Here is a 21,890-nt window from a genome sequence, read left to right as displayed (position 1 = left end):
GAGACAGTTATGAATGAGTTTAACTCCGAATTTTCTTCACCAATCAAAGTTGGAATCAGCGCTTGTCTTACGGGCGATCAGGTTCGTTTTGACAAGAGTCATAAAAAATCTGATTTCTGTATGAATCAGCTAGGCAAACATGTTGAGTATGAAAAGTTCTGCCCTGAAGTGGCGGTCGGTTTGCCTATTCCAAGACCGACTATTCGACAGATTAAATATGATGACGTAATTGCGGTCTCGCGACCTGATGGCTCAGTGGATGTCACTGAGAAAATGACTGAGTTTGGTCAAAAAGTGGCGTCTCGCATCGACCATTTGAGTGGTTTTGTATTCATGAAAGGCAGCCCTAGCTGTGGCATGGAACGTGTAAAGGTTTATTATGAGCATGGTAAAGGCTGTGAGCACAACGGTGTCGGCTTGTTCGCTAAACAAATCCTAGACGCACACCCAAACTTACCTTGTGAGGAAAATGGCCGCTTAAATGATGCCGTGTTACGTGAAAATTTTGTGATGCGCGTATTCACTTACAAGAAATGGCAAGAGCTGGTGGCGTCAGGTTTAACCAAACACAAATTGATCGAGTTCCACAGCCAAAATAAGTATTTGGTGATGAGTCATAATCTTGAAATGTACCGCCAAATCGGCAACATGCTAGGGCAATCGAAAGCGCCTTTGGAAGAACTTGCCGAGCAATACATTTCTTTGTTGATGTCAGCTTTGAAAAAGCCAGCTTCACGTCGTAACCATACGAATACCTTGCAGCACTTACAGGGGTATTTTAAAAAAGTACTCGACAAAACAAAGAAAGAAGAGTTAACGGAGCAAGTCATGGCGTATCGTCAAGGCCTAGTTCCACTACTTGTACCTTTGACCTTGATTAATCATTATTTACGTGATTACCCGAACGAGTATCTGGCAAAGCAAGCGTACTTAAACCCATACCCAGCAGATTTAAAACTAAGGTATAGCCTATAATGAGTGCCCTTTATTGGATAAGGAAAGACTTTAGACTCGACGACAATCCCGCATTAATTCAAGCCTTATCGCAAGGATGCAAACAGGCAATTTTCATTTCTACTCCTCTCACTTGGCAGCGCCATAATGTTGCGCCTATTCAGATCGATTTTATGGCGCGTCACTTGGCATGGTTTGAGCAACAGCTTAACGCTCAAGGTATTGAGCTGACTGTGATAAACGGCAGTGATTTTAATAGTCAAATCGAGCAATTATTGAATTTTTGCTCTGAACATCAAATCACGCGAGTGTTCGCAAATAGCCAGTTAGAGATAGACGAGGTAGACAGAGATAAGCAAGTAGCAGCTCATATCGAGTTTAGCCTATTCGAAGCCGATGTGATGTTGCCAAAAGGGTCTGTGCGCAACAAGCAGGGCGAGATGTTTAAGGTCTACACGCCGTTCAAAAAAGCCTGGTTGCAAGCGGTTAAGCAAAGTGGGTTTGATCAAAGCTATTTAGGCAATCTAGCTGCAGTTGATGTTGAGTTTGATCAGCACAAGTTTAGTTTCGATTACCCAAAAGTTGAGTCGTCTAAATGGCCGTTGGCAGACACGACACTCAGACAAGTATTGCCGCGCTTTTTAGCTGAAAAGCACGATGACTATGAGCTCTACAGAGACAGGCCTGATTTAAAAGCAACCAGTGGTTTATCGCCTTACCTAGCCATCGGTGCTATTAGTCCAAAACGAGTTTTCATTGAGCTGATTAATCATATGCCAAATGTGCTCGAAGATATGAAAGCGCCACAATTTAGCTGGTTGAATGAGTTGATCTGGCGAGAGTTTTATCGCCACCTTTTAGATGCTTTCCCAAGTTTAAGTAAAAACAAAGATTTTCAAGAGAAGTTCCACGCCTTCAAATGGCCAGAACATCAAGCAAAATTTGAACTTTGGTGCAACGCCCAAACTGGATTCCCAATTGTTGATGCTGCAATGAAACAGCTTAAACAAACCGGTTGGATGCATAATCGTTTACGTATGATAGTCGCTAGCTTTTTAACTAAGCATTTGCTGGTGGATTGGCGCAAAGGTGAAGCATTTTTCATGCTTCATCTTATCGATGGTGATTTGGCTGCTAATAATGGCGGTTGGCAATGGGCGGCGGGCACAGGGTGTGATGCACAGCCATATTTTAGGATCTTTAACCCACTTACCCAGAGTGAGAAGTTTGATCCCAACGGAGATTTTATCCGTAAGTATCTACCAGAATTAGAAAATGTGCCGACTAAACATATTCACGCACCGCAAGCTTACTTGGCTGCAACAGGTCAAAGTGATGTGTATCCCGTTGCGGTTGTTGATTTAAAAGAAGCAAGAAATCAGGCACTAGAATATTACAAGAGTGAGTTATCTTAAGAATGTCGAATAATGCCTTGATATCAGATTTTTTGAAGCTGTATAACCAACTAGACAAGTCGAATCTTGAACTACTCGGTGAAGTCTACTGTGACAATATTGTATTTGAAGATCCGCTTCACAGAATAGAAGGTTTACCTGTGCTTACCGACTATTTTGCTAACATGTATGAAAATCTTAACCAAGGCCAATTCGATATTCTCACTTCATTTGAGCAAGACAACAAGGCCAGCGTGTATTGGGTGATGACTTTTTCACATAAAAAAATAAAACAGGGGCAACCGCTGAAAGTGAACGGTAACACTTACCTTGAATTTGAAAATGGTAAGGTTGTTTACCACCGCGATTATTTTGATGCAGGTGAAATGATCTATCAGCATCTGCCGGTGTTTGGCACTGTGATTAACTTAATCAAGCGCAGGACGGCAGCATGAGTATCGAATCTAAAGTAGTTGTCATTACAGGCGCTTCTTCGGGCATTGGCGAAGCTTTAGCATTTGAATATGCACAGCAAGGTTTCGCGGTATATGCGTGTGGAAGAAATCAAGCAAAGTTAGATACGTTAAGTGAGAAATCAGCAAACATCACACCTTGTATTTTTGACTTAAATGACAAAATCGCCTTAGAAAATGCCTTACCAAAAGACTTAGCCATTGACCATTTAATTCTCAATGCAGGCACTTGCGAGTACATAGACAATCCTAAACAGTTCGATGGCGCATTATTTGAAAGAGTTATTCAAACTAATTTAATTGCCGTAGGTTATTGCTTAGAAGCTTGGTTAAAGCAAATTAAGTTTGGTGGTCAGGTTGGCCTAATGAGCTCAAGTGCCGCCTATGTGCCACTAACGCGCGCAGAAGCTTATGGTGCGTCAAAAGCGGGTATTACATACCTAGCTAAAACCCTCAGTATAGACCTAGAGCCACAAGAGATTGGCATCAGTGTGATTCATCCTGGGTTTGTAAAAACACCACTTACAGACAAAAACGACTTCGATATGCCTGGCATTATTGAAGCTGATGACGCTGCTAAAGCCATCTTCAAAGGCATGAGCAAAAGTACATTCGATATTCATTTTCCTAAAGGCTTTACGTGGACGCTTAAAGTCTTATCTCTTTTACCCTTTAGTCTCTGGCGTCCGCTCGCTAAAAGGATGATAAAAACATGAAGAAAGTTGCCATCATAGGTAGTGGTATTTCTGGTTTAACCTGCGCTTACTTGTTATCAAAAAAATACGACATCAAGTTATTTGAAAAGAACAATTATATTGGCGGCCACACAGCAACCGTTGATGTTGAAGTCGATGGTAAAGAGTATGCTATCGATACAGGTTTTATTGTTTGTAATAACAAAACCTATCCAAATTTTTTAAAATTGCTTAGCCAAATTGGCGTTGACTATAAAGACACTGAAATGAGTTTTAGTGTGCACAACGTTCAATCGGGCTTAGAGTACAATGGCAATAACTTAAATTCGTTATTTGCGCAGCGCCGCAACATTTTGAACCCCAAATTTTGGGGGCTAATTATAGAAATATTGCGTTTTAACAAGGCCTGTAAAGCGTTACATGCTCAACAAATTGCCCCTCATTTAACGTTGGGCGATTTTTTAGACGAGCAGCATTTTACAGACTACTTCAGCCAACACTATATTTTGCCAATGGGCGCAGCTATTTGGTCAACCAGCTTGCAAGAGATGCGCGACTTTGAACTGCGTTTCTTTGTGCAGTTTTTCTATAACCATGGTTTGTTAAATATCAGTGACCGCCCACAGTGGCATGTGATAAAGGGGGGCTCTCGTGAATATGTAAAGCCTTTAACGCGTGAATTTTCAGACAAGATTTGTCTCAATAGTAATATAAGTTCTGTAACGCGTAACGACGATCATGTAGTTGTAAAGCTTGCCGATGGCACTGAAGAGTTATTTGATGAAGTGGTGTTTGCATGCCATTCAGATCAAGCTCTTGCATTATTGGCAGATGCGAACGAACAAGAGCAGCAAGTACTTGGCGCTATACCTTACAGTGAAAACCAAGTGGTGCTTCATACCGATACCAATATGCTGCCAAAGCGTCCACTTGCTTGGGCTAGCTGGAACTACCGTTTAGACAATACTAATATGCGCCCAGCCGCGGTGACCTACAATATGAATATATTGCAGGGTTTGCAAAGTGATACCACCTTCTGTGTGACATTGAATCAAACAGCCATCATAGATAAGTCTAAAATATTAAGAGAATTCACCTATCACCATCCGGTGTTTAACAAGCAAAGTATGGCGGCGCAACAGCGTCGCTCTGACATCTGCGGCAAAAATCGCACCCACTTCTGTGGTGCATACTGGTATAACGGCTTTCACGAAGATGGCGTGCGTTCAGCACTAGATGTATGTAAACGATTTGGGTGTGAGCTGTAGTTATGAATAGCGCGATTTATCAGGGCCAAGTCAGACACAGACGTTTTAGTCCGAAAAGTCATGAGTTTAACTACACTATGACGCAACTCGCGCTAGACTTAGATGAAGTTGAAGCGTTAGCAGCAACTCATTCAGTATTTAGTTTGAAAAAATTTGCGCCTATGAGTTTTTTTCAAGCTGATTATGTAAAAAATGAACCGGGCAATTTAAAACAACGTATAGCAAGTAAAGTTTCCCAACTGGGTGGGAAATGGGATGGCGAAAAAGTCACGTTAATGGGCCAGTGCCGATGTTTCGGTTTTTATTTTAGCCCAGCAAACTTTTATTTTTGTTATCAAAATGACGGTGAATGTCGCTACATGTTGGTTGAGGTAAGTAACACGCCTTGGCTTGAGCGGCATTACTATTTGGTCGATTTACAAGGCGATATGAAAACTCAAAAAGACTTTCATGTCTCGCCTTTCATGGACTTAGACATGCAATACCATTGGCGGGTTAAGCCGCCAGCAGAGCAGGTCTTGGTTCATATTGAAAACCATAAAGACCATAAGCAATTTGATGCTACGCTTGCCATGAAAAAGTGTGAAATAACAAAAAGCAGTTTGTTTAAAGCGTGGCTGTCGGCGCCGTTAATGCCAATTAAAGTGGTTGCAGGCATTTATTGGCAAGCTGCTAAATTGTTTGCCAAACGTATCCCGTTTATTGCGCACCCTGAGACTAGAGGTTAATAATGGAACAGTCATCTACCAATGTCACCGCAACAACAAATCTAGAGCAACTTTCTTGGTTTGAAAATAAATGTCGTAACCTAGTCATTTCTTTGCTCGATCAGTTAGAAAAAGCCAGTTTAGAAATTGAAGAAGCAGGGCAAATAACTCGTTTGGGTAATGTGGACGCTAAGCTATGTGGCAAGATAATCGTGCAAGATGCGTCTATGTATGTCGACTTCGTCAAAGGGGGCAGCATTGCAGCTGCGGAAGCCTACATCGCAAAAAAATGGACTACGCCAAACTTAACTGAAGTTATCCAAGTATTTGCTCGTTGCCAAGAACAGCTTGATGAAATAGAGAAGCAGGGCGCGTGGTTTACCCAATTGAAAAATAAGATTTTTCATCGTAAAAATGCCAATACCCAAAGCGGATCAAAAAATAACATCTTGGCGCATTACGACTTGGGCAATGAGTTGTATACCCGCTTTTTAGATAGCACCATGATGTACTCAAGTGCGATTTATAGCGACATGGCAACCGAGCTGCATGAAGCGCAACTCAACAAACTTAAAACTATTTGCGACAAGCTCGATTTAAAGCCGACAGACCATTTAATCGAAATTGGCACTGGTTGGGGTGGCTTGGCAATTTTTGCTGCCGAAAACTATGGTTGTCAGGTGACAACAACCACAATTTCAGATGCGCAATACGAATTTGCAGTTGATAAAGTGAAAGCAAAGGGACTTGAAGATAAGATCACTTTGCTTAAAAAAGACTACCGCTTACTCGAAGGTAAGTACGATAAGTTAGTTTCAATTGAAATGATTGAAGCCGTTGGTCATGAATTTATGGCGGAGTTTTTCGCTAAGTGTAATAGTTTGCTTAAAGACGACGGCTTAATGCTTGTTCAAGCCATTACCATTTTAGATTCTCGTTACGATCATTACCGTACTAACGTTGACTTTATTCAGCGCTATATCTTCCCAGGAGGGTGTTTACCATCGATTGCGATCATGAGCAAACATGTCGCCGAGCAAACCAATATGATGCTCGATAATATACAAGATATTGGTTTGCACTATGCAAGAACACTGGCTGATTGGCGTAAAGGCTTTGATACAAATTGGCAAGCGCTTACCGAGTTTGGCTTCGACGAGCAGTTTAAACGATTATGGCATTTCTATTTGGCGTACTGTGAAGGCGCGTTTTTAGAGCGTGTGATAAGCACTCATCATTTAGTGCTTCGTAAGCCTAATTATCGAAACGATACCGATGAACAAATTTGCCGTTATTAACTTCTTCCTATTCCAGCTTGTATGGTTTACCTGTGCTTTGTTGACCGAATATGCAAGCTGGCTTTTATTGCCCTTAATTGCTCTGCACTTCGCAGTATTTAAGCATCGATCCCGAGATTTTAAGCTGCTGCCGATTGCCTCTGTTGGCATTGCGTTTGATTTTTTGATGTTCAAGTTGGGTATTTTAACCTTCAGTGAGAGCTTTTTTCCGGCTTGGCTATGTTTGCTTTGGCTGATGTTTGTGTTTAGTCTCAATTATTCTTTTGAGTGGATGAATAAACTCAATGTGTTTATTAACGCCTTTATCGGTGGCATTTTTGGCCCGCTGAGTTACTTTGCTGCCGTTAAATTTGGTGCGCTGGGTATGGGCGTTGTGCAGACACAATTTTTATTTATTTATGCTCTTGGTTGGGCGTTAATTATGCCATTGCTGATCTATTTAAATAACAGACCGTATTACAAGTTAAGCTAAATCAACAGGATCACGTCATGCGTGTGATTTTTTTAATTTGTTTTTTCTTTTCTTTTTATGGCTTTGCCTCACCAGTACAAGACCTCACAAAATACGGTGAGGGTCAAATGTCGGTGATGTTTTGGGATCTGTATAAAGCAGAACTGTTCGGACAAGCTCCCAGTTATCAAGCTGATGCCACCCCAATCGCGCTGAAAATTACTTACCTCAGAGACATAGACAAGAAAGACTTGATAGAAGCTACGTTAGATCAATGGGTTCACATTGGCTATGAAAATGAATCTATTCCAAAATGGGCAACGCAACTTGAGAAGATCTGGCCTGATATCAAAGAAAATAGCCAACTGACGATTCGTGTTCACTCCGATGGCTCGTCAGCTTTTTATGATGCTACGAGCAAAATAGGCAGTATGACTGATCCGCAATTTGGCAAAGCTTTTCTCGCGATTTGGCTCAGTAAAAAAACTTCGGAGCCAAAACTGCGCGCACAACTTATTGGAGAGAAAAAATGATTAGAGTGCTAACACTCATTTTAGGATTCATGTTTTTAGTTGGATGTTCAAGCAACCATATCGATGATTACGCTGGTAAAACACCAGAACTAAAATTAGAGGAATTTTTTCAGGGCGAACTCAAAGCTCATGGTGTGGTGCTTGATAGAAGTGGTGCATTTCAGCGTAGTTTTACCGTGAAATTGATAGGCACTTGGCAGAAAGAAAACGGTCAGCTAATAGGTAAGCTAGATGAGTGGTTTGTTTATGATGATGGTGAAAAAGACACGCGCACTTGGCTAATAACAAAAACCGCTGACGGTGAATATACGGGTACTGCGAATGATGTAATTGGTCAAGCAAACGGGCAGGCCCGCGGTAATGCTTTGTACTGGCGATATGACTTAGAAATTCAATACAAAGGCGACCCTTTAGTGGTTACCCTTGATGATTGGATGTATTTGGTTGATGAAAACCGCTTGATTAACCGTACAGAGATAATTAAGTTTGGTTTTAAAGTGGGTGAAGTATTGTTGAGTATTGAGAAGGTGTAGGTCACCTTCTCATGTTTTCTGCTTGTTCGAACTAATTCTTCCGTTTCTCAAATGAACTAGAAATAATCAATAGCGAACTGACAATAATTGTAAGCTCATGAATTGGCATTGTGATTGCTGAACCAAGTTTTGTTGCAATCAATGCAAATAGCACACATGGGAACAAGGTTGCTAAAAATTGATGTTTGTAAAATTTATGGCCGACTAAACTAAAATATAAGCCAGCCAAAACAGTACCAAGCACAGCTGAAAAACCATAGACCAAAGCATTTTTTGCAGTTAAAGAAACATCTTGCGTATAGATTTCAAAACCAAAAACTAGCATACCTGTAGTCATACAGATCATCATGTAATTTATAACTATATTTTTATTCATGGCTTTCCTTACTTGGTATTGTTATAGCATTTTGCGCAAAGGCTCACCTTCGCCTCGATAAAGACTAACTGGTGTCAGCAATACTTCATTATTTTTTTTGCTCAGTATATAGTAGTTTTAGGTACATTCAAATGAAAATGAATTTCCCGCTCTTAATGTTAGGCGTCGCTTAGGTTCGTCGTTTATTTGCGCAAATACCAGCTTATTTTCTTGTGAAATAGTCATGACGCGCTGGTCAGTGAATTGATATTTTCCAATTAAGTTTTCAGCGAAACTGGTATTAATGTCAGCGATTGGCGCGGGTGATAATTTTAAATGCTTTGCAATCATATCTAGCACTAACGGCCCCGGATGCTTAGCATCATTATTGCTAAATGCTACTGCATAGAGGTCACTCTCTGGCAGGTAAATAGACCAAGTCATAAATCCTGGGATCCAGCCTTCGTGGTTAACGGTCACTTTTGCGCTAATGGGGTAGTTATAGAGGCCAAATCCGTAAGGCGAAGTTTCTCAATTATTTAAAACAGTTGGAGTTATCATTTTTTGATAACTATGTTTATAGATGACTTTTCCATTCATCAGCCCTTGATGCCAACGACTCATATCTTCAAGGGTCGATGTAATTGCGCCTGAGGCATGAATCCAACTCCTGTCTACTGTGATAGGTGAGTCATTGTGGCTTGTATAACCTGTCGTGCCAGTTCTACCTTCACCTTGCTTAGTAACATATGAGTGATTCATTTGTAAGGGGTTAAAAATATTTGCTTTTAAATAGTCGGCATAAGGCAAGCCCGATACCACTTCTATGACTTTGCCGAGCAATACATACCCAGTGTTGGAGTAGTTAAACACCTCGCCCGATCCGGCTATCACAGACTGTTCTGTGATCTCTTTGATGATGACATCAAGTCTTTTCTCCTTATGTCATATATTTCTGATCCTCGGGTCATTGTTATAGTTTGGCAAACCCGAGGTATGGCTAAGCACATGTTCAATGGTGACTTGTGCATAGTCTTTTGGCAGACCTTCAATGAAATCTCCCAGTGTACTCGACAACTTTAATTTATCGCGTTCAGCAAGCTGTAAAATGGTTGCAGCTGTAAATTGTTTTGATACTGAGCCAATTTGAAAAGCGTCATCAAGTTTGAGTTGTTGTTTGTTTTATAAATTTGCAAGACCAGCTACACCGCTGTAAATCATCTTTCCAGATTGTTCTAATCTGACAACTATTCCGGGATTTGAATCAGAGGCATAACAAGCGAGCGTTTCGCTGAATGGATTTTGTTTCGCGAACGAAAGAGGGATAAATAAAGTGGTAATAAATACAGCAGTCCTAAGCATGTGTTTTCCTGAATTGATGTATAGTTGAAAAGAAGCCTTTGCTTAAATTGTTATTATTGCAGTAAAGAAGCTCCAGATTCTTGAATTAAAAAAATTTAATCAAGTAACTAATCTGAGTTCAGGCTAACTAAACATACATTAGTAAAGGGTTAAAGCTGAATCAATTATGAATAAATTTAGTGAGGTCCTACTTTCATTCATTTAAGTGGTGGGTTTGCAAAGTAGTAAGCATGAGCATTAAATGGATTGTTTATTTAAAGAAAAGGCCTTAAACAGTGATGTCCAAGGCCTGTATAAAGTTTTGTTAATCTACCTTCTTAAGTAAAACTTCTACAGCTTTTTCAATTTGTTTATCACGACCTTTCTCAACAGATTCAGGATCGTTCTTAACAAGGTGATCTGGCATAGTTTGGTTGTTTTCTAGGTATTCACCTTTGGTGTTTTTAATGCCCACTTGTGGCACACCCGCTCGGAAGTTGCCTGAAATCCCAATTTCCCACCAAACTGCTGTCATTGTACCTGGTACCGGCATACCCACCATTTCACCTAAATCTAATTGATCGTAAGTGTAAGAGAATGCGTGGGCATCACTGTAGTTACCTTCGTTGATAAGCAGCACAGATGGCTTGTTCCATTGATCTAGCGGATCGCCGTGATACTGACGACCGCGAACATGCATGGTGAAGTACTCTTCGCCACTCAGTAGTTTTGCAAGATCGTTGTGTAACCATCCACCGCTATTAAAGCGAGTGTCAACAACAATGGCTTTCTTATCAAAGTGTTTGCCTAACAAGCGAGAGTACACGGCTCTAAAGCTAGGGTCGTTCATGGCACGCACATGCACATAGCCAAGTTGGCCGTCAGATAGTTCTTCTACCAGCGCTTCTCTAGATAGCACCCAACGATCATAGAGTAAATTATTAATAGTACGGCTATTTGTTGGCTTGATGACTTCATCAAAAAGCGCACCATTAGGATCTGTAAATGTGAAGCGTACACGTTGACCTGCAGTGTGGTTTAACAGCTTGAATAAGTTTTGTGACTCGCTTAAATCAACGCCGTTTACAGCTGTAAGTGTTACTCCAGGTTTTACTTTGCTGCTGGCTTTATCAAATGGACCTTTAGCCAGCACTTCTTCAACCATAAATGGGTTTATATCACTGAAAAACAAACCCAAACGGCCAGTAGCATCATCCGTTGGCTTTCGTGCTGGGCGATAAGATGAACCAATATGAGAGGCATTTAGCTCACCAGTCATTTCAGCAAATAGATTCGCGAAATCACGACCATGGCCTATCGATGACACTTTTGCACGGTACGATTGGCCAACTTGTTCCCAGTCGATACCATGATAATCATCACGATAGAATTTATCATCAATGATGCGCCAGCTGTGATCGAACATAAACTCACGCTCTTTAGCAGCTTGTAGTTGCATCACAGGCTTGGTTGAAATTGGCTTAAGCGCAATTTTGTTGCCTACTTTACCTTGACGTAGCGAGCCATCGGCAAGAATTACAATGTTCTTTTCATCTTCGCTAAACGTCATACTTACTCTGCGTGCATTTAGTTTTGCAACCAACTCTGTTTTTCTATCACGAATTGAATGACGCCATAAGTCATAGCCTTTTTCAAAGCGCGCAAAGTAGTAAAGTGCTTTTGTGTCTTTTGTTAAATATGCTTGACCAAGATCTGATGCATGAACAGTCAGGCGCGCTGTGCGTTGTTCGATGTTATCCCATTCAATCTCAAGCTTTTCAGCTTTTTCCTCAGTGCTCTTATTGTCTAGCGTCGCTGCTTTTGAGGCCTCTTTCTCAAGCTCTTTATGCAGTGCATATTCTTCTTTGGAGAATCTAAAACGGTCATAACTGTCTTGCGTTAAGAAAGCGGCCATAACGTCGAATTCTCTGCCCCAACTACCGTGATCACGTTGGCCATAACGGGCGCTGGCCCAAAGCACAGCTTCACCATCGGTATGCCAAGAAGGTGAGGAGTCGTTATAACCTGACAAGCTTATATCGCGAGGTTGTTGTGAACCATCTGATGGGAAAACGCCGATATTTGTCACAAACAATCGGCTTCTTGGCGCGAAATCCGCTGTCATCCAATAACTATCTGGTGCCCATGCAAAGGTGATATCGCCATCTGCATATGAGTAGTTATGTTCCTTACCCAATGCAATATTTACTTTCTTAGATTCGCGATCGATAACTTGAATTTCATCTCGAGCAGATAAAAACGCAATTTTTTTACCATCTGGTGAGTAAAGAGGTTGGAAGCTATCCGTGTCTACTTGATGAACTACTGCTTCTTCTAATTGTGTCGCCGCAAAGAAATAAGGCTCTGACTCATCGGCAATCGACGTTTCATATAGCCCCCAGCTGTTGCCTCGTTCTGCAGCATATAACAGTGTTCTGCCATCTTTATGGAATGACACCGAGCGCTCTTGCTGCGGCGTATTGGTGATTGCGCGTGTCGTACCGAACTCTGTGCTAGCAACAAACACTTCTCCACGCGCCACAAACGCCACTTCTTTACCATCTGGCGAGACAGAATATTCGGTTATTTTGCCACCTAGCATGGTTGGCATCATATCGTCTTCTTGCACGTCATTAGCGATATTGATTTTCACATGTTTAGGTTTGCCACCTTTTGACGTGTAAATACTGCCATGGTGCACAAATGCAAGTATGCCATTGTCACTGATAGATAAGCTGCGAACAGGAAATTGCTCAAAGTCTGTAATTTGCTTTTTGTTATCGCCATCTAAATCGGCGCGCCATACGTTAAATGCGCCCGACTTTTCTTCAGAAGTATAATAATAAGTATTGTTATCAGCCCAAACAGGGTTGTGATCCCCCCCTGCAAATGTTGTCAGTTGGATATGTTCACCTGACACTAGATCTTGTAGCCAAACATCACGGGCAAACGCAGAATCATCATGCTTTCTAAATTCGTTTTCGTAAGCTTTTTCATCACGATAAAGTGCTTTTTTGCCATCAGGAGAAAACTTTAATTCTGATGCTGGAATAGTTGATAGCATCTTAGGTGTGCCGCCGTTTAATGACACCGTATAGCTTTCAGTTAAGCGTGCAGTAGGATAAATCGTAGAGTCTTTAGAATCTTGGCGTGCTGATGTGAATAGTACTGCTTTGTCATTTTTGGCAAAATCTTGAGGCACATCATTGGCTGAATGGTAAGTCAGACGTTTAGCTTTACCGCCCGATGATGGCATAAGATACACATCTAAATTACCGTTTCTGTCGCTTGCAAAGGCGATATGCTTGCCATCATTAGACCAAACAGGGTGACCATCCCAATCACTATGCAGAGTTAAAGGGCGAGCAGTACCGCCTTTGGCTGGAACGGTATAAATGTCACCCTTATAAGAGAAAGCTATTTGCTTACCGTTTGGAGAAATGCTGCTGTGTAGAAACCACTCTTCACTTTTAGAGGCATGTGCTTGAGCAGTTAAAACAGCTAATGCACAGAGCGTATATTTGGCTGATGGCATTGTTGTTTTCCTTTTTTTTTGAGTCTTATTTATTGATTATATCTATGTTATATAGTAACAATTCACTAACAAAAGTACTAAAACAATAGACAAGTGAGCATGTAAATACGTTAAAAGTCTATTCTTTGTCTTTTGAGAATTAATAGTGAACCTTGTGGTTGTTCAGAGCGTAATCACTTTTTGATTAATTCACAGTTTGAGCGAATTGAGGTTATTACTTTGAAGCTTAGTAAATTAGAAAAGTATTTCTATGTCGATAAAATTATTTATCATTCATTAGATTTGGCTTTATATAACGTAAGTGTAGTCATTGATGGTAAAGAATACATGGTGACAGACGAAAAAGGACAGCGTTTGAAAAGTCATAACTTCGTCGCTTTGCAAAAGAAATTAAAAAATGTTAATGCTGAGTTACAGGTTATGCGCCAGCTAAGTGCGTACGATGAAATGGTTGGTGGGCCGAGTAAAATTAACAACGAACTCGAAGTACCACTAGGTGATAACAAGCTTTATTAATTTTAACACCTAATTTATTTTGACATATAAAAGCGTCTAAATCTCACTAATGACGCTTATCTTCTTTTATATTCCCTCAAAATCACTAAAGTGCCTCAAATTAAATTTGTGTTATTTTTATTAAATTTTTTTTTAATAATATTTTGATCGTTTAGAAATCACTCTCCGTAACTCTGTATGAACTTTAAACACAAGAGGAATGTAGAGGTGGTTAAATTAATCAAACTTGGAGCAGCATTGAGTCTTTCATTGTTGTTAGCAGGCTGTAATGACGATGACAATAAAATAGAAATACAGCCCCCAGTACCAGAGCCAAATACTGTATATGACGTAGCTGCGGCAAGCGGTGATTTCGAAACGTTAGTTTCATTGCTTGAGGCAACTAACCTAGATGACACGCTTGACAACGCAGATAACATGTTCACCGTTTTTGCACCGACTGACGATGCCTTCGCAGCGCTGGGCCAAGAAACGTTAGATGCATTAGCACAGGACCCAGACAAGCTTAGTAGCATTCTTACTTACCATGTGCTGGGAAGTAAAGTTGTTGCCGAAGATGCGCTATCTGCAACGGGTAGCACCGTCGTAACAGTAAACGGCGCGAATATAGCACTTTCACTTTCAGGTGATGATCTTTTAATAAACACAAGCACAGTAACTAATACAGATGTAATGGCCGACAACGGTGTTATACATGTGATTGACGCTGTATTAATGCCACCTGCGCCTACTGAATCCGGTGCAAATATTGTTGATACAGCAAAGGCTAATGGTGAATTCACTACTTTAATCACTGCTTTAGAGCGTACTGGTTTAGACAGTGTGTTATCTGATGAGTCAGGGTCTTTTACTGTATTTGCACCAACAGATACGGCATTCGCAGCTATCGGTGATAAATTAGTAAACACTTTATTGGCTAACCCTGATGCACTTTCAGATATTTTAAAACAACATGTTTTACCGATAAACGCAGATTCGGTCACTGCCATGTCCTTAAATGGCAAATCTGTGAAGACGGTATTAGAAAACGAGTTAGGCATCTCTATTAACAAAGAGACTGACACATTAATGTTTGGCGGTGCCAAAATCATTACCAAAGATATAGTAACTACAAACGGCACTATACACGTTATTGACAGTGTAATTGTTGGTGATATAACACTTCCTCAGAGCTATGGCACAATTGCAGATGTGGCGACTGAAAACGGTAGTTTTGATACGTTGTTGTCTTTACTTGCTGCTACAGGACTAGACAGTGAAGTGTCAGATCCAACTAAAACTTTTACTGTTTTTGCACCTACTGATGCTGCGTTTGCTGCATTAGGTCAAGATACATTGACCGCATTGCAATCTGACACCGAAACGCTTAAAGATATTTTACTTTACCATTTAATAGTAGACCAAAAAGTTATGTCTGATGCGGCAGTATCTATTGCGAATAGTGAAGAAAGCTTAGTTAAAATGGGTAACGATGCCAATTCTGCTCTATCGACAACTGGTTCAACATTGTTCATAAACGACTCAGCGATATCAGCAGCAAACGTGATGGCTGATAACGGTATTATTCATGTTTTAGACAAGGTGATCATTCCGCCTAAAACAGCGGATGAGCCAAGCAAAAATGTGGTGCAAACAGCCTCCGATACTGATAGTTTATCAACGCTTGTTACTGCATTAAGCGCTGCTGATTTGGTCGATGCGCTCAGTAACCCTGAAGCTAACTTTACAGTGTTCGCACCTACGAATGATGCGTTTAAAAAATTACCAGCTGATACGCTAAATGCATTACTTGCTGATAAAGATGCACTAGGTGCTGTGCTTAAGCAGCATGTTTTAGCTTCTTCAGTGGACAGCTTAAATGCTTTCGCTGCTAATGGTGCTGAGGTAGAAACTCTGCAAGGCAATAAGTTATCAGTAAACTTGGTTAATTTTGCTGGCGTGTCAAACACAGACAGTGACGTGGTCACATACAGCAAAGCAACAGGTACATTGGTGACAGGGGCTGGTTCAACAACTTCTGACATGACAGTGTATGTATTCGACAATGATTTAGAAAATGCATCGAGCCAGTGCGTCGATACATGCGCAACAAACTGGCCGCCAGTAACTGCAACTGCAGATGGCATAAAGAACATGCCAGGCCTTTCGCTGGTTGAACGAGGTGATGGCTCAATGCAAGTCGCTTATCTTGGACGTCCTTTGTACACATTTATCCAAGATGAAGCTTCGGGAGACATGAAGGGCGATGCACTAAACAATGTATGGTGGGCAGTGAAATTGCCAACATCAGGCCTACAAATTGAAGGAGCGAATGTTAAAACAACAGATATTTATACTACAAATGGTGTGGTACATTTAATTGATACTGTTATAACTGAAGTTAAATAAATGCATACAAAGTATAAAGCGCCTCTCATGTGAAATATGAGGGCGCTTTTTTAAAAGGTCAAAGGTTTGATAACAAAGTTGGTGTTGAAGCTAGCTTACTCATTAGAAAATAACAGGAAAAGAGTTAATTAACGGTGAACTTACTCAACACTCTAACCATTTCCTGCTCTGAAATTGGTTTTGCGATGAAGTCGTCCATACCACTGGCAAAACACTTTTCTTTGTCTTCTTCAAATGTGTTTGCTGTCATTGCAACTATATTTGGTCTTTGGTTTTTATATCTCGCTATAATTTCCTTCGTTGCATCATGGCCGTTCATTACAGGCATTTGTATATCCATAAAAACAAAAGTGTAATATTTTTGTTCTAGCTTTTCTAATGCAACTTTTCCATTTTCAGCTATGTCGTACTTATAACCCAGTTTCTCCAACAGCATTCCAGCAACCTTCTGATTTATCAAGTTGTCTTCTACAATTAAAATTATATGGGGCTGTAATTCTGAAGAATTTGGTGCGTTTTCAACGACCGGAATAGATGCGTCAATGGTTTTTTCTTTAGCAACCTTTTTTAAGGGAAGGGTAACAGTAAACTTAGATCCTTTCCCCAGCTCACTATAAACCTTAATCTTACCATTCATTGCTTTAACTAATTTCGAAGATATAGCGAGGCCTAACCCAGTGCCACCATATTCTCTCGTTGTAGAGCCATCACCTTGAATAAAAGGTTCAAACAACCAAGTCTGTGCATCTTTAGACATACCTATGCCTGTATCTTCAACTTCAATTGTCAGCTGATACTCATTGGCTTCTAGTGATTGACCTGATACAGAAAAGGACACATTCCCACTTTTTGTAAATTTGATAGCATTGTTTAGCAAGTTATGTAGTAGCTGTTTTATTCTTAACACGTCACCAATTAACTGATTTGGCAAATGTGTTTGCTTATATTTGACAAGTGTAAGTCCTTTTTTGCGTACTTCGCGATCCGTCTCATCAGTAATATTTTCGATGAACTTTTTAAGTGAAAAAGGGCTTGAAATTAGCTTAATATTATTTGCCTCTAACTTGCTGTACTCCAAAACATCAGTAACGACACCAAGTAAATCCTCTGTGCTTTCATGAATCGTATTTAACATTTCAAGTTGATTAGGTTCTAGTTGTGTGTTTTGTAGTAATTGAACAAGATTCAAAATGCCATTCATCGGTGTTTTAAGTTCATGTGACATATTAGCCAAAAACTCCGATTTAAGCTGATTTGAACGTAATAACACCTGCGCTTCGTTTTTTAGTTTTAGTCTTTTATGTTCCTCAGCTTTTGTGATGAGTAAACGTTTAACTGCCGCACTAAACAGCTCAATGATAATAAGTGAAGATGAGTTAAAAGCCTGAGCCTGCTGCAGAAACACTAAAGTATTTGATTTATTTTGTTCGAGTGGCAGCACTTGGTAAATGAGGTAGTATTGAATGTGGTTTATGAGCACTACAGTGTTGTTTTTAAGCTCTTTGATTGATAGTGACTCAATGGTCTCTTTTAGATGCCTATTTTCTTCTCCATGCAGGCAGTCTATGTGTTTTTCATTGTCTATCATAAGACAATAATCAAAGTTTAATGTCCAAAGCAGCTTGTTAACGGCGTTGAGCAAGATCTTTTGAGACGAGAGTTCAGCATGCATACTGTCATCGGCTAGATTACTTGTAAGCTCAATTAGGGAAGATAGTTGGTAAGAGTCAATTACACTGCCATTCATAATTACATTACAACGTTATCTTTAAGTAAGTTAGCGAACTCTTCGTCAACGACCAGCATCATGCCTTGAGCCAATGTGTTTGAGTAATTCACCACGCTGGCGAGAGACATAAGTTCAAATACTTGGTTTTTAGTTAACCCACTGTCCAACAAACTTTGATGATCTTGTTCAGTAACCATTGCGCTATTTGTTGCCATCTTAACGGCAAAGTCTATCGATACCTTTACTCGTTTAGGTTTTAGCTCAGAAGATTTTTGTAAAACTTGGTTGATGGTTTCATCATCAATATTTAGATATCGACACATAGCACAATGAATAGAGGTACAGTAGGCACAATCACGTTCGTTAGAAATAGCGATAAATACCAGCTCCTTGAGTGCTCTGGGTAACTCTCCAGTGAGGAGTACGTTTTTGAATAGCGCCCAGGTAGTCTGTAAAATATGTGGGTTGTAATTACCAAGCACCTTAAAGTAATCGACTAACCCTTCATTGCCTAAGTGTTCAAAAATATCGTCATAAATCGCTTTGACTTCATTATTTGAATCGGCATATTCCAACGTATTGTAAATCCCCATGTCAAAGCACTCCTTTTTGAAATGATAATTTAAAATTAGCACTAACATTAAGGGTAGTCCTTTTTCATCATATAAAAAGTCTTTTATGCAATTTTTTGTGATTAAAAAGCAGAGGTTTGCTCTTAATTTCAGAACGTTTTGAAAGGTTAGTTTTATCTCTTTGGATCAGTTTTGTGCGGTTAATAAGATTTGATCAAACACACCAGAAAAAGTTAGGTGATTGAACGCACGTTCAATCGCTTTGAGTTGCTCATTAGAGACAGACTCTTTGCTAGAAGCAAAATATACAGGAGCTTGATTAACGATAACGGGGTGAATAAAGATATCTTTTGGGGTTAGTTCATGTCTAATTTCGTACTCTATGTTTAATTGTTCTTCTAAAAAACCGAAGATCCTGTTTTTGATCAGCAAAGAAAGTTTTGTGTCATTATTAGCCACTTTGAAAAAGTATCTGTCGGCAGGAGTGAGCATTTTTGTGAATGCATTAAACGATTCACCATAATAAGCACCTTCTTGAATGCCATGCGGAAGTGGAATTTTTAAAATGTCTTTAAATGAAGACACTACAATAGCAGGATTTTCCTTGCTCACTATTTTTATTTTTTCAATGCGTTGAGGGCCGATAAAGTGCGTGAAATTAGCGCGTTCAGTTGTTTTACTGACACTCAACATCACATCGAGCTCACCCACTTCAAGCATTTTTAAAGCTCGCCCCCAGGGAACTGGCACAAAACGATAACCACAGCCTGCTTGATTGAGCAAAGCTTTAGTCAGCTTGATGTCAATGCCTTGCCACTTCTTATTTTCATCACGATGAGACTGCGCTGCGTAATCTTCAACGCGCACCACAAGCTCGCAACTCAAGGCATACGTGCTAAATAGATATAATGCAAAAACAAACAGTTGTCTGAACATGGTTTATTCAGTTTAATTAAGGTGTTTTTTAAGTTTAGTTGAGTCGCGCCTTTATTGTTTTTTTATTGCGAATTTTTTAATGTCGCCTTCAATGCTTTCCATTTTAGCAATCAGTAAGCTGCCATCTGGTTTAATATCATAATGCCAAATCAGTGACCCCGATTTCTTCAATTCAGGTGTACTTGGGTTTTGCATATCAAGTTGCCAGATGTAATCTTGTTTTGACCATTGGCTGAGCCAATAAATTGATTGATTTTTAAACCTTACATCTCGAAAATGATTAGCTTGTTGCTTAGACAGTGTTGTTAATATATAGGTATTGTTTAAGTTATCTATAGTTGTGGTGGTCAGTAACTGTTGCTCTTTTAATATTAGCCATTGCTGCGTTTGATGATGAAAGCCAATAAAATCGTTTTTAAGTTGTGTTTTGCCAATAACGCGACCTGAGAGATCATAAGTGTAAATATTTTCACCATCAGAACTCCAAACTTGTTCGTTGTTTATCCAGCCCGCATTTTTTAAGGTGAGGGGCAGGTTAGATGAAAATTGTTTTGTCGTGCGGTTTCTATCATATAAAACAATATTGTTATCGCGGTTGGATAAAAGCAAACTATTATCAGGCGACCAATTTAGAATACCAACGTATTCATGACCTTGGTGAAATGAGAGCTGTCGTATTTTATCATCCGCATGTAAATAAACCTCACATACACCAGTGCGACGAGACATAAATGCAGTCTCTCCAAGTAAGTTACTGACTGGCAGGTAATCAATACTTGAGCTTGAAAAAATCGGTAAATCATCATTATCTCTTATATTAACCTGCCAACTCTCAGCGGCCGTAAAGATATCGCCATGCTTATCTATCGAAAGGGTAGAGAAGATCCCTTGAGTCGAGCGCATCACACTATACTGTTGTTTATCCCAGTGTGTCGCGATGAGGTTATGATACTTACTTTCATCATTTGTAATGATGGTCTGTTGTTTCGCATCAAAAGTGACAAGCCAAACTGGATAAGGCCAAGAGAGATGAATGTGGCCGTCTAAAGTAATTAACTTTGAATGATGGTTAACTTGTTTAACGAGATAAAAGGTTTGGTCTTCCCATGCCTTGACTGCTTTTATTAGTTTTTCGCCCTTGCTCAGTGGCACGGGTATCTTCACAAATTGACGGGTGCTTATGCGATACAAAAAACCTTCACTGTCATCCCAACGATGAACGACTAGAGTTAATTCGTCATCTGATTGCCAAATTGGGGCTTCAATACGGTCACATGAAATCGCTTCAGTTTCATGTAACTGTTTGCCATTACTGCTAATAATTTTTAAAACACATTTATCTTCAAGGTACTGCCAAAATGCCACTAAGTCTTTTTGGGGGTGCCAACTTGGGTGCGCGATCCGAGTGTCAAAGCTATGTTCGTAGAGATGGTTGCCTAACTTATTCGCAATGACAAGCTGATTAAATTGGCTAACATAAGCAATTAAATCTTGTTCGAAATGTGCAGCGATATCAAACTCTAACCCCAACTCATAACTGATGTCTTCTACCTTATATTCTGGTTGGGTAAGTGCCTGAGGTTTCTGGTTAAAAAAAGCAATGGCGCTAAAGCAAGTAATCAAAACTAAGGTGAATAACGCTAAGTAAAGAGGCTTTTTTGTAAGTATGGTTAAATTCAAAAAAGCTGAATTGTTTGCAGGTTTTACCAACTCAATGTCTTTGAGCTCTGGCAAAGTCTCAGCAGCTAGCAACCTCACTTCTGCAATGAATACATAGCCTTTTTTAGGTATTGTTTTTATATACTTAGGCGTTCTAGGGGTATCTTTTAATACCTTACGTAGCTTTGCCAATAACTGATAAAGACTATTCGCTTCAACTATGGTGTCAGGCCAGAGCTCGTCGTTTAAAAGCCCCTGCGATAAGGTTGTGCTTTGTTGTTTTATAAATAGTTCGAGTAATCGGGCAACTTGCGGCTCTAGCTTTTGTGTATGTTGGGTTTTACTACAGACCAATTCATCTGTTTCTGGGTAAAACACCCAAGTGTCAAACTGATGTCCCTGTGACGAAGATGGCATAAAACGCTTACCGCAGTTGTTAAATTAGTCGAATAGGCGAACGTTATCTTTTATAAGATAAAAGTCAATGTTTATAAGGCTTTCATGAGTGTTATTCAGAAAAATTTCAGGTTTTTTCAGTGCAAGTTTTGTTGCA

General features: G+C 39.9%; 19 protein-coding genes and 1 pseudogene. 12 read left to right on the top strand and 8 right to left on the bottom strand.

Annotated elements, in window-relative coordinates:
- The first annotated feature begins 9 nt into the window (after positions 1-9).
- The 10 genes from ACGHEH_RS05795 to ACGHEH_RS05750 are packed head-to-tail and all read left to right on the top strand — an operon-like array spanning position 10 to position 8,306.
- Entirely contained in the window at positions 10-975 is a 966-nt protein-coding gene (locus tag ACGHEH_RS05795) for a YbgA family protein (protein ID WP_390442764.1), read from the top strand.
- A complete protein-coding gene (gene phrB / locus ACGHEH_RS05790; RefSeq protein ID WP_390442761.1) occupies positions 975-2,369 on the top strand; it encodes a deoxyribodipyrimidine photo-lyase in 1,395 nt (464 codons plus the stop codon). Before ACGHEH_RS05795 ends, phrB begins: the two co-directional genes overlap by 1 nt.
- A 2-nt stretch (positions 2,370-2,371) precedes the next feature.
- On the top strand, positions 2,372-2,803 hold the full coding sequence (locus tag ACGHEH_RS05785) for a nuclear transport factor 2 family protein (RefSeq protein WP_390442759.1): 432 nt from the start codon (positions 2,372-2,374) through the stop codon (positions 2,801-2,803).
- Complete coding sequence (locus tag ACGHEH_RS05780; protein WP_390442756.1) at positions 2,800-3,537, top strand: SDR family NAD(P)-dependent oxidoreductase; 738 nt, start codon at positions 2,800-2,802, stop codon at positions 3,535-3,537. Before ACGHEH_RS05785 ends, ACGHEH_RS05780 begins: the two co-directional genes overlap by 4 nt.
- Complete coding sequence (locus ACGHEH_RS05775) at positions 3,534-4,784, top strand: NAD(P)/FAD-dependent oxidoreductase (RefSeq protein ID WP_390442753.1); 1,251 nt, start codon at positions 3,534-3,536, stop codon at positions 4,782-4,784. The genes ACGHEH_RS05780 and ACGHEH_RS05775 overlap by 4 nt, the downstream gene beginning before the upstream one ends.
- Before the next feature lie 2 nt (positions 4,785-4,786).
- Entirely contained in the window at positions 4,787-5,512 is a 726-nt protein-coding gene (locus ACGHEH_RS05770) for a DUF1365 domain-containing protein (RefSeq protein ID WP_390442750.1), read from the top strand.
- A 2-nt stretch (positions 5,513-5,514) separates the two neighbouring features.
- A complete protein-coding gene (locus tag ACGHEH_RS05765) occupies positions 5,515-6,789 on the top strand; it encodes a class I SAM-dependent methyltransferase (RefSeq protein ID WP_390442748.1) in 1,275 nt (424 codons plus the stop codon).
- Positions 6,767-7,261 (top strand): DUF2878 domain-containing protein, encoded by a 495-nt coding sequence (locus tag ACGHEH_RS05760; RefSeq protein WP_390442745.1) that lies wholly within the window; start codon positions 6,767-6,769, stop codon positions 7,259-7,261. The genes ACGHEH_RS05765 and ACGHEH_RS05760 overlap by 23 nt, the downstream gene beginning before the upstream one ends.
- A 17-nt stretch (positions 7,262-7,278) precedes the next feature.
- Positions 7,279-7,773, top strand: a complete 495-nt coding sequence (locus ACGHEH_RS05755; protein ID WP_390442743.1) for a chalcone isomerase family protein — start codon at positions 7,279-7,281, stop codon at positions 7,771-7,773.
- Positions 7,770-8,306: a DUF3833 domain-containing protein gene (locus ACGHEH_RS05750; protein WP_390442741.1), complete on the top strand. Its 537-nt coding sequence runs from the start codon at positions 7,770-7,772 to the stop codon at positions 8,304-8,306. Before ACGHEH_RS05755 ends, ACGHEH_RS05750 begins: the two co-directional genes overlap by 4 nt.
- Positions 8,307-8,337: 31 nt before the next feature.
- Here ACGHEH_RS05750 and ACGHEH_RS05745 read toward each other — a convergent pair whose 3' ends face one another.
- From ACGHEH_RS05745 to ACGHEH_RS05730, 4 genes and pseudogenes are all read right to left on the bottom strand, one after another.
- Positions 8,338-8,682 carry a hypothetical protein gene (locus ACGHEH_RS05745; protein WP_390442739.1) on the bottom strand — a complete coding sequence of 115 codons (345 nt, stop codon included), beginning with the start codon at positions 8,680-8,682 and terminating at the stop codon, positions 8,338-8,340.
- Between the two features lie 117 nt (positions 8,683-8,799).
- Positions 8,800-9,141 carry a hypothetical protein gene (locus ACGHEH_RS05740; RefSeq protein WP_390442737.1) on the bottom strand — a complete coding sequence of 114 codons (342 nt, stop codon included), beginning with the start codon at positions 9,139-9,141 and terminating at the stop codon, positions 8,800-8,802.
- A gap of 51 nt (positions 9,142-9,192) precedes the next feature.
- Positions 9,193-9,825: pseudogene (locus ACGHEH_RS05735) on the bottom strand (serine hydrolase domain-containing protein); the annotation flags it as partial.
- A 502-nt stretch (positions 9,826-10,327) separates the two neighbouring features.
- Positions 10,328-13,537: a S41 family peptidase gene (locus ACGHEH_RS05730; RefSeq protein ID WP_390442734.1), complete on the bottom strand. Its 3,210-nt coding sequence runs from the start codon at positions 13,535-13,537 to the stop codon at positions 10,328-10,330.
- 219 nt (positions 13,538-13,756) lie between these two features.
- Between ACGHEH_RS05730 and ACGHEH_RS05725 the strand changes: the two genes are divergently transcribed.
- Together ACGHEH_RS05725 and ACGHEH_RS05720 are read left to right on the top strand one after the other, a co-directional pair.
- Entirely contained in the window at positions 13,757-14,053 is a 297-nt protein-coding gene (locus ACGHEH_RS05725; protein ID WP_390442731.1) for a DUF6482 family protein, read from the top strand.
- 207 nt (positions 14,054-14,260) lie between these two features.
- A complete protein-coding gene (locus ACGHEH_RS05720; protein WP_390442728.1) occupies positions 14,261-16,441 on the top strand; it encodes a fasciclin domain-containing protein in 2,181 nt (726 codons plus the stop codon).
- Positions 16,442-16,565: 124 nt separating this feature from the next.
- Here ACGHEH_RS05720 and ACGHEH_RS05715 read toward each other — a convergent pair whose 3' ends face one another.
- The 4 genes from ACGHEH_RS05715 to ACGHEH_RS05700 all read right to left on the bottom strand — a co-directional run bounded on the left by ACGHEH_RS05715 (position 16,566) and on the right by ACGHEH_RS05700 (position 21,754).
- On the bottom strand, positions 16,566-18,188 hold the full coding sequence (locus ACGHEH_RS05715; protein WP_390442725.1) for an ATP-binding protein: 1,623 nt from the start codon (positions 18,186-18,188) through the stop codon (positions 16,566-16,568).
- Positions 18,189-18,190: 2 nt separating this feature from the next.
- Complete coding sequence (locus ACGHEH_RS05710) at positions 18,191-18,763, bottom strand: carboxymuconolactone decarboxylase family protein (RefSeq protein ID WP_390442722.1); 573 nt, start codon at positions 18,761-18,763, stop codon at positions 18,191-18,193.
- 165 nt (positions 18,764-18,928) lie between these two features.
- Positions 18,929-19,678 (bottom strand): substrate-binding periplasmic protein, encoded by a 750-nt coding sequence (locus ACGHEH_RS05705; protein WP_390442720.1) that lies wholly within the window; start codon positions 19,676-19,678, stop codon positions 18,929-18,931.
- 51 nt (positions 19,679-19,729) lie between these two features.
- A complete protein-coding gene (locus tag ACGHEH_RS05700; protein WP_390442717.1) occupies positions 19,730-21,754 on the bottom strand; it encodes a transcriptional regulator in 2,025 nt (674 codons plus the stop codon).
- Positions 21,755-21,890: the final 136 nt, after the last annotated feature.

The organism is Pseudoalteromonas sp. MTN2-4, assembly GCF_042848605.1.
Taxonomy (GTDB): Bacteria; Pseudomonadota; Gammaproteobacteria; order Enterobacterales; family Alteromonadaceae; genus Pseudoalteromonas.
The sequence above is the reverse complement of the archived record's forward strand: the minus strand, read 5'-3'. Positions and strand labels throughout refer to the sequence as shown.

Bases quoted from the DNA above. Each gene is read 5' to 3' on its own strand.
- ACGHEH_RS05715 (WP_390442725.1), bottom strand. From the start codon at position 18,188: ATGAATGGCAGTGTAATTGACTCTTACCAACTATCTTCCCTAATTGAG.
- ACGHEH_RS05755 (WP_390442743.1), top strand. From the start codon at position 7,279: ATGCGTGTGATTTTTTTAATTTGTTTTTTCTTTTCTTTTTATGGCTTT.
- ACGHEH_RS05785 (WP_390442759.1), top strand. From the start codon at position 2,372: ATGTCGAATAATGCCTTGATATCAGATTTTTTGAAGCTGTATAACCAA.
- ACGHEH_RS05745 (WP_390442739.1), bottom strand. From the start codon at position 8,682: ATGAATAAAAATATAGTTATAAATTACATGATGATCTGTATGACTACA.
- ACGHEH_RS05700 (WP_390442717.1), bottom strand. From the start codon at position 21,754: ATGCCATCTTCGTCACAGGGACATCAGTTTGACACTTGGGTGTTTTAC.
- ACGHEH_RS05765 (WP_390442748.1), top strand. From the start codon at position 5,515: ATGGAACAGTCATCTACCAATGTCACCGCAACAACAAATCTAGAGCAA.
- ACGHEH_RS05770 (WP_390442750.1), top strand. From the start codon at position 4,787: ATGAATAGCGCGATTTATCAGGGCCAAGTCAGACACAGACGTTTTAGT.
- ACGHEH_RS05705 (WP_390442720.1), bottom strand. From the start codon at position 19,678: ATGTTCAGACAACTGTTTGTTTTTGCATTATATCTATTTAGCACGTAT.
- ACGHEH_RS05730 (WP_390442734.1), bottom strand. From the start codon at position 13,537: ATGCCATCAGCCAAATATACGCTCTGTGCATTAGCTGTTTTAACTGCT.
- ACGHEH_RS05710 (WP_390442722.1), bottom strand. From the start codon at position 18,763: ATGGGGATTTACAATACGTTGGAATATGCCGATTCAAATAATGAAGTC.
- ACGHEH_RS05760 (WP_390442745.1), top strand. From the start codon at position 6,767: ATGAACAAATTTGCCGTTATTAACTTCTTCCTATTCCAGCTTGTATGG.
- ACGHEH_RS05750 (WP_390442741.1), top strand. From the start codon at position 7,770: ATGATTAGAGTGCTAACACTCATTTTAGGATTCATGTTTTTAGTTGGA.
- ACGHEH_RS05795 (WP_390442764.1), top strand. From the start codon at position 10: ATGAATGAGTTTAACTCCGAATTTTCTTCACCAATCAAAGTTGGAATC.
- ACGHEH_RS05780 (WP_390442756.1), top strand. From the start codon at position 2,800: ATGAGTATCGAATCTAAAGTAGTTGTCATTACAGGCGCTTCTTCGGGC.
- phrB (WP_390442761.1), top strand. From the start codon at position 975: ATGAGTGCCCTTTATTGGATAAGGAAAGACTTTAGACTCGACGACAAT.
- ACGHEH_RS05775 (WP_390442753.1), top strand. From the start codon at position 3,534: ATGAAGAAAGTTGCCATCATAGGTAGTGGTATTTCTGGTTTAACCTGC.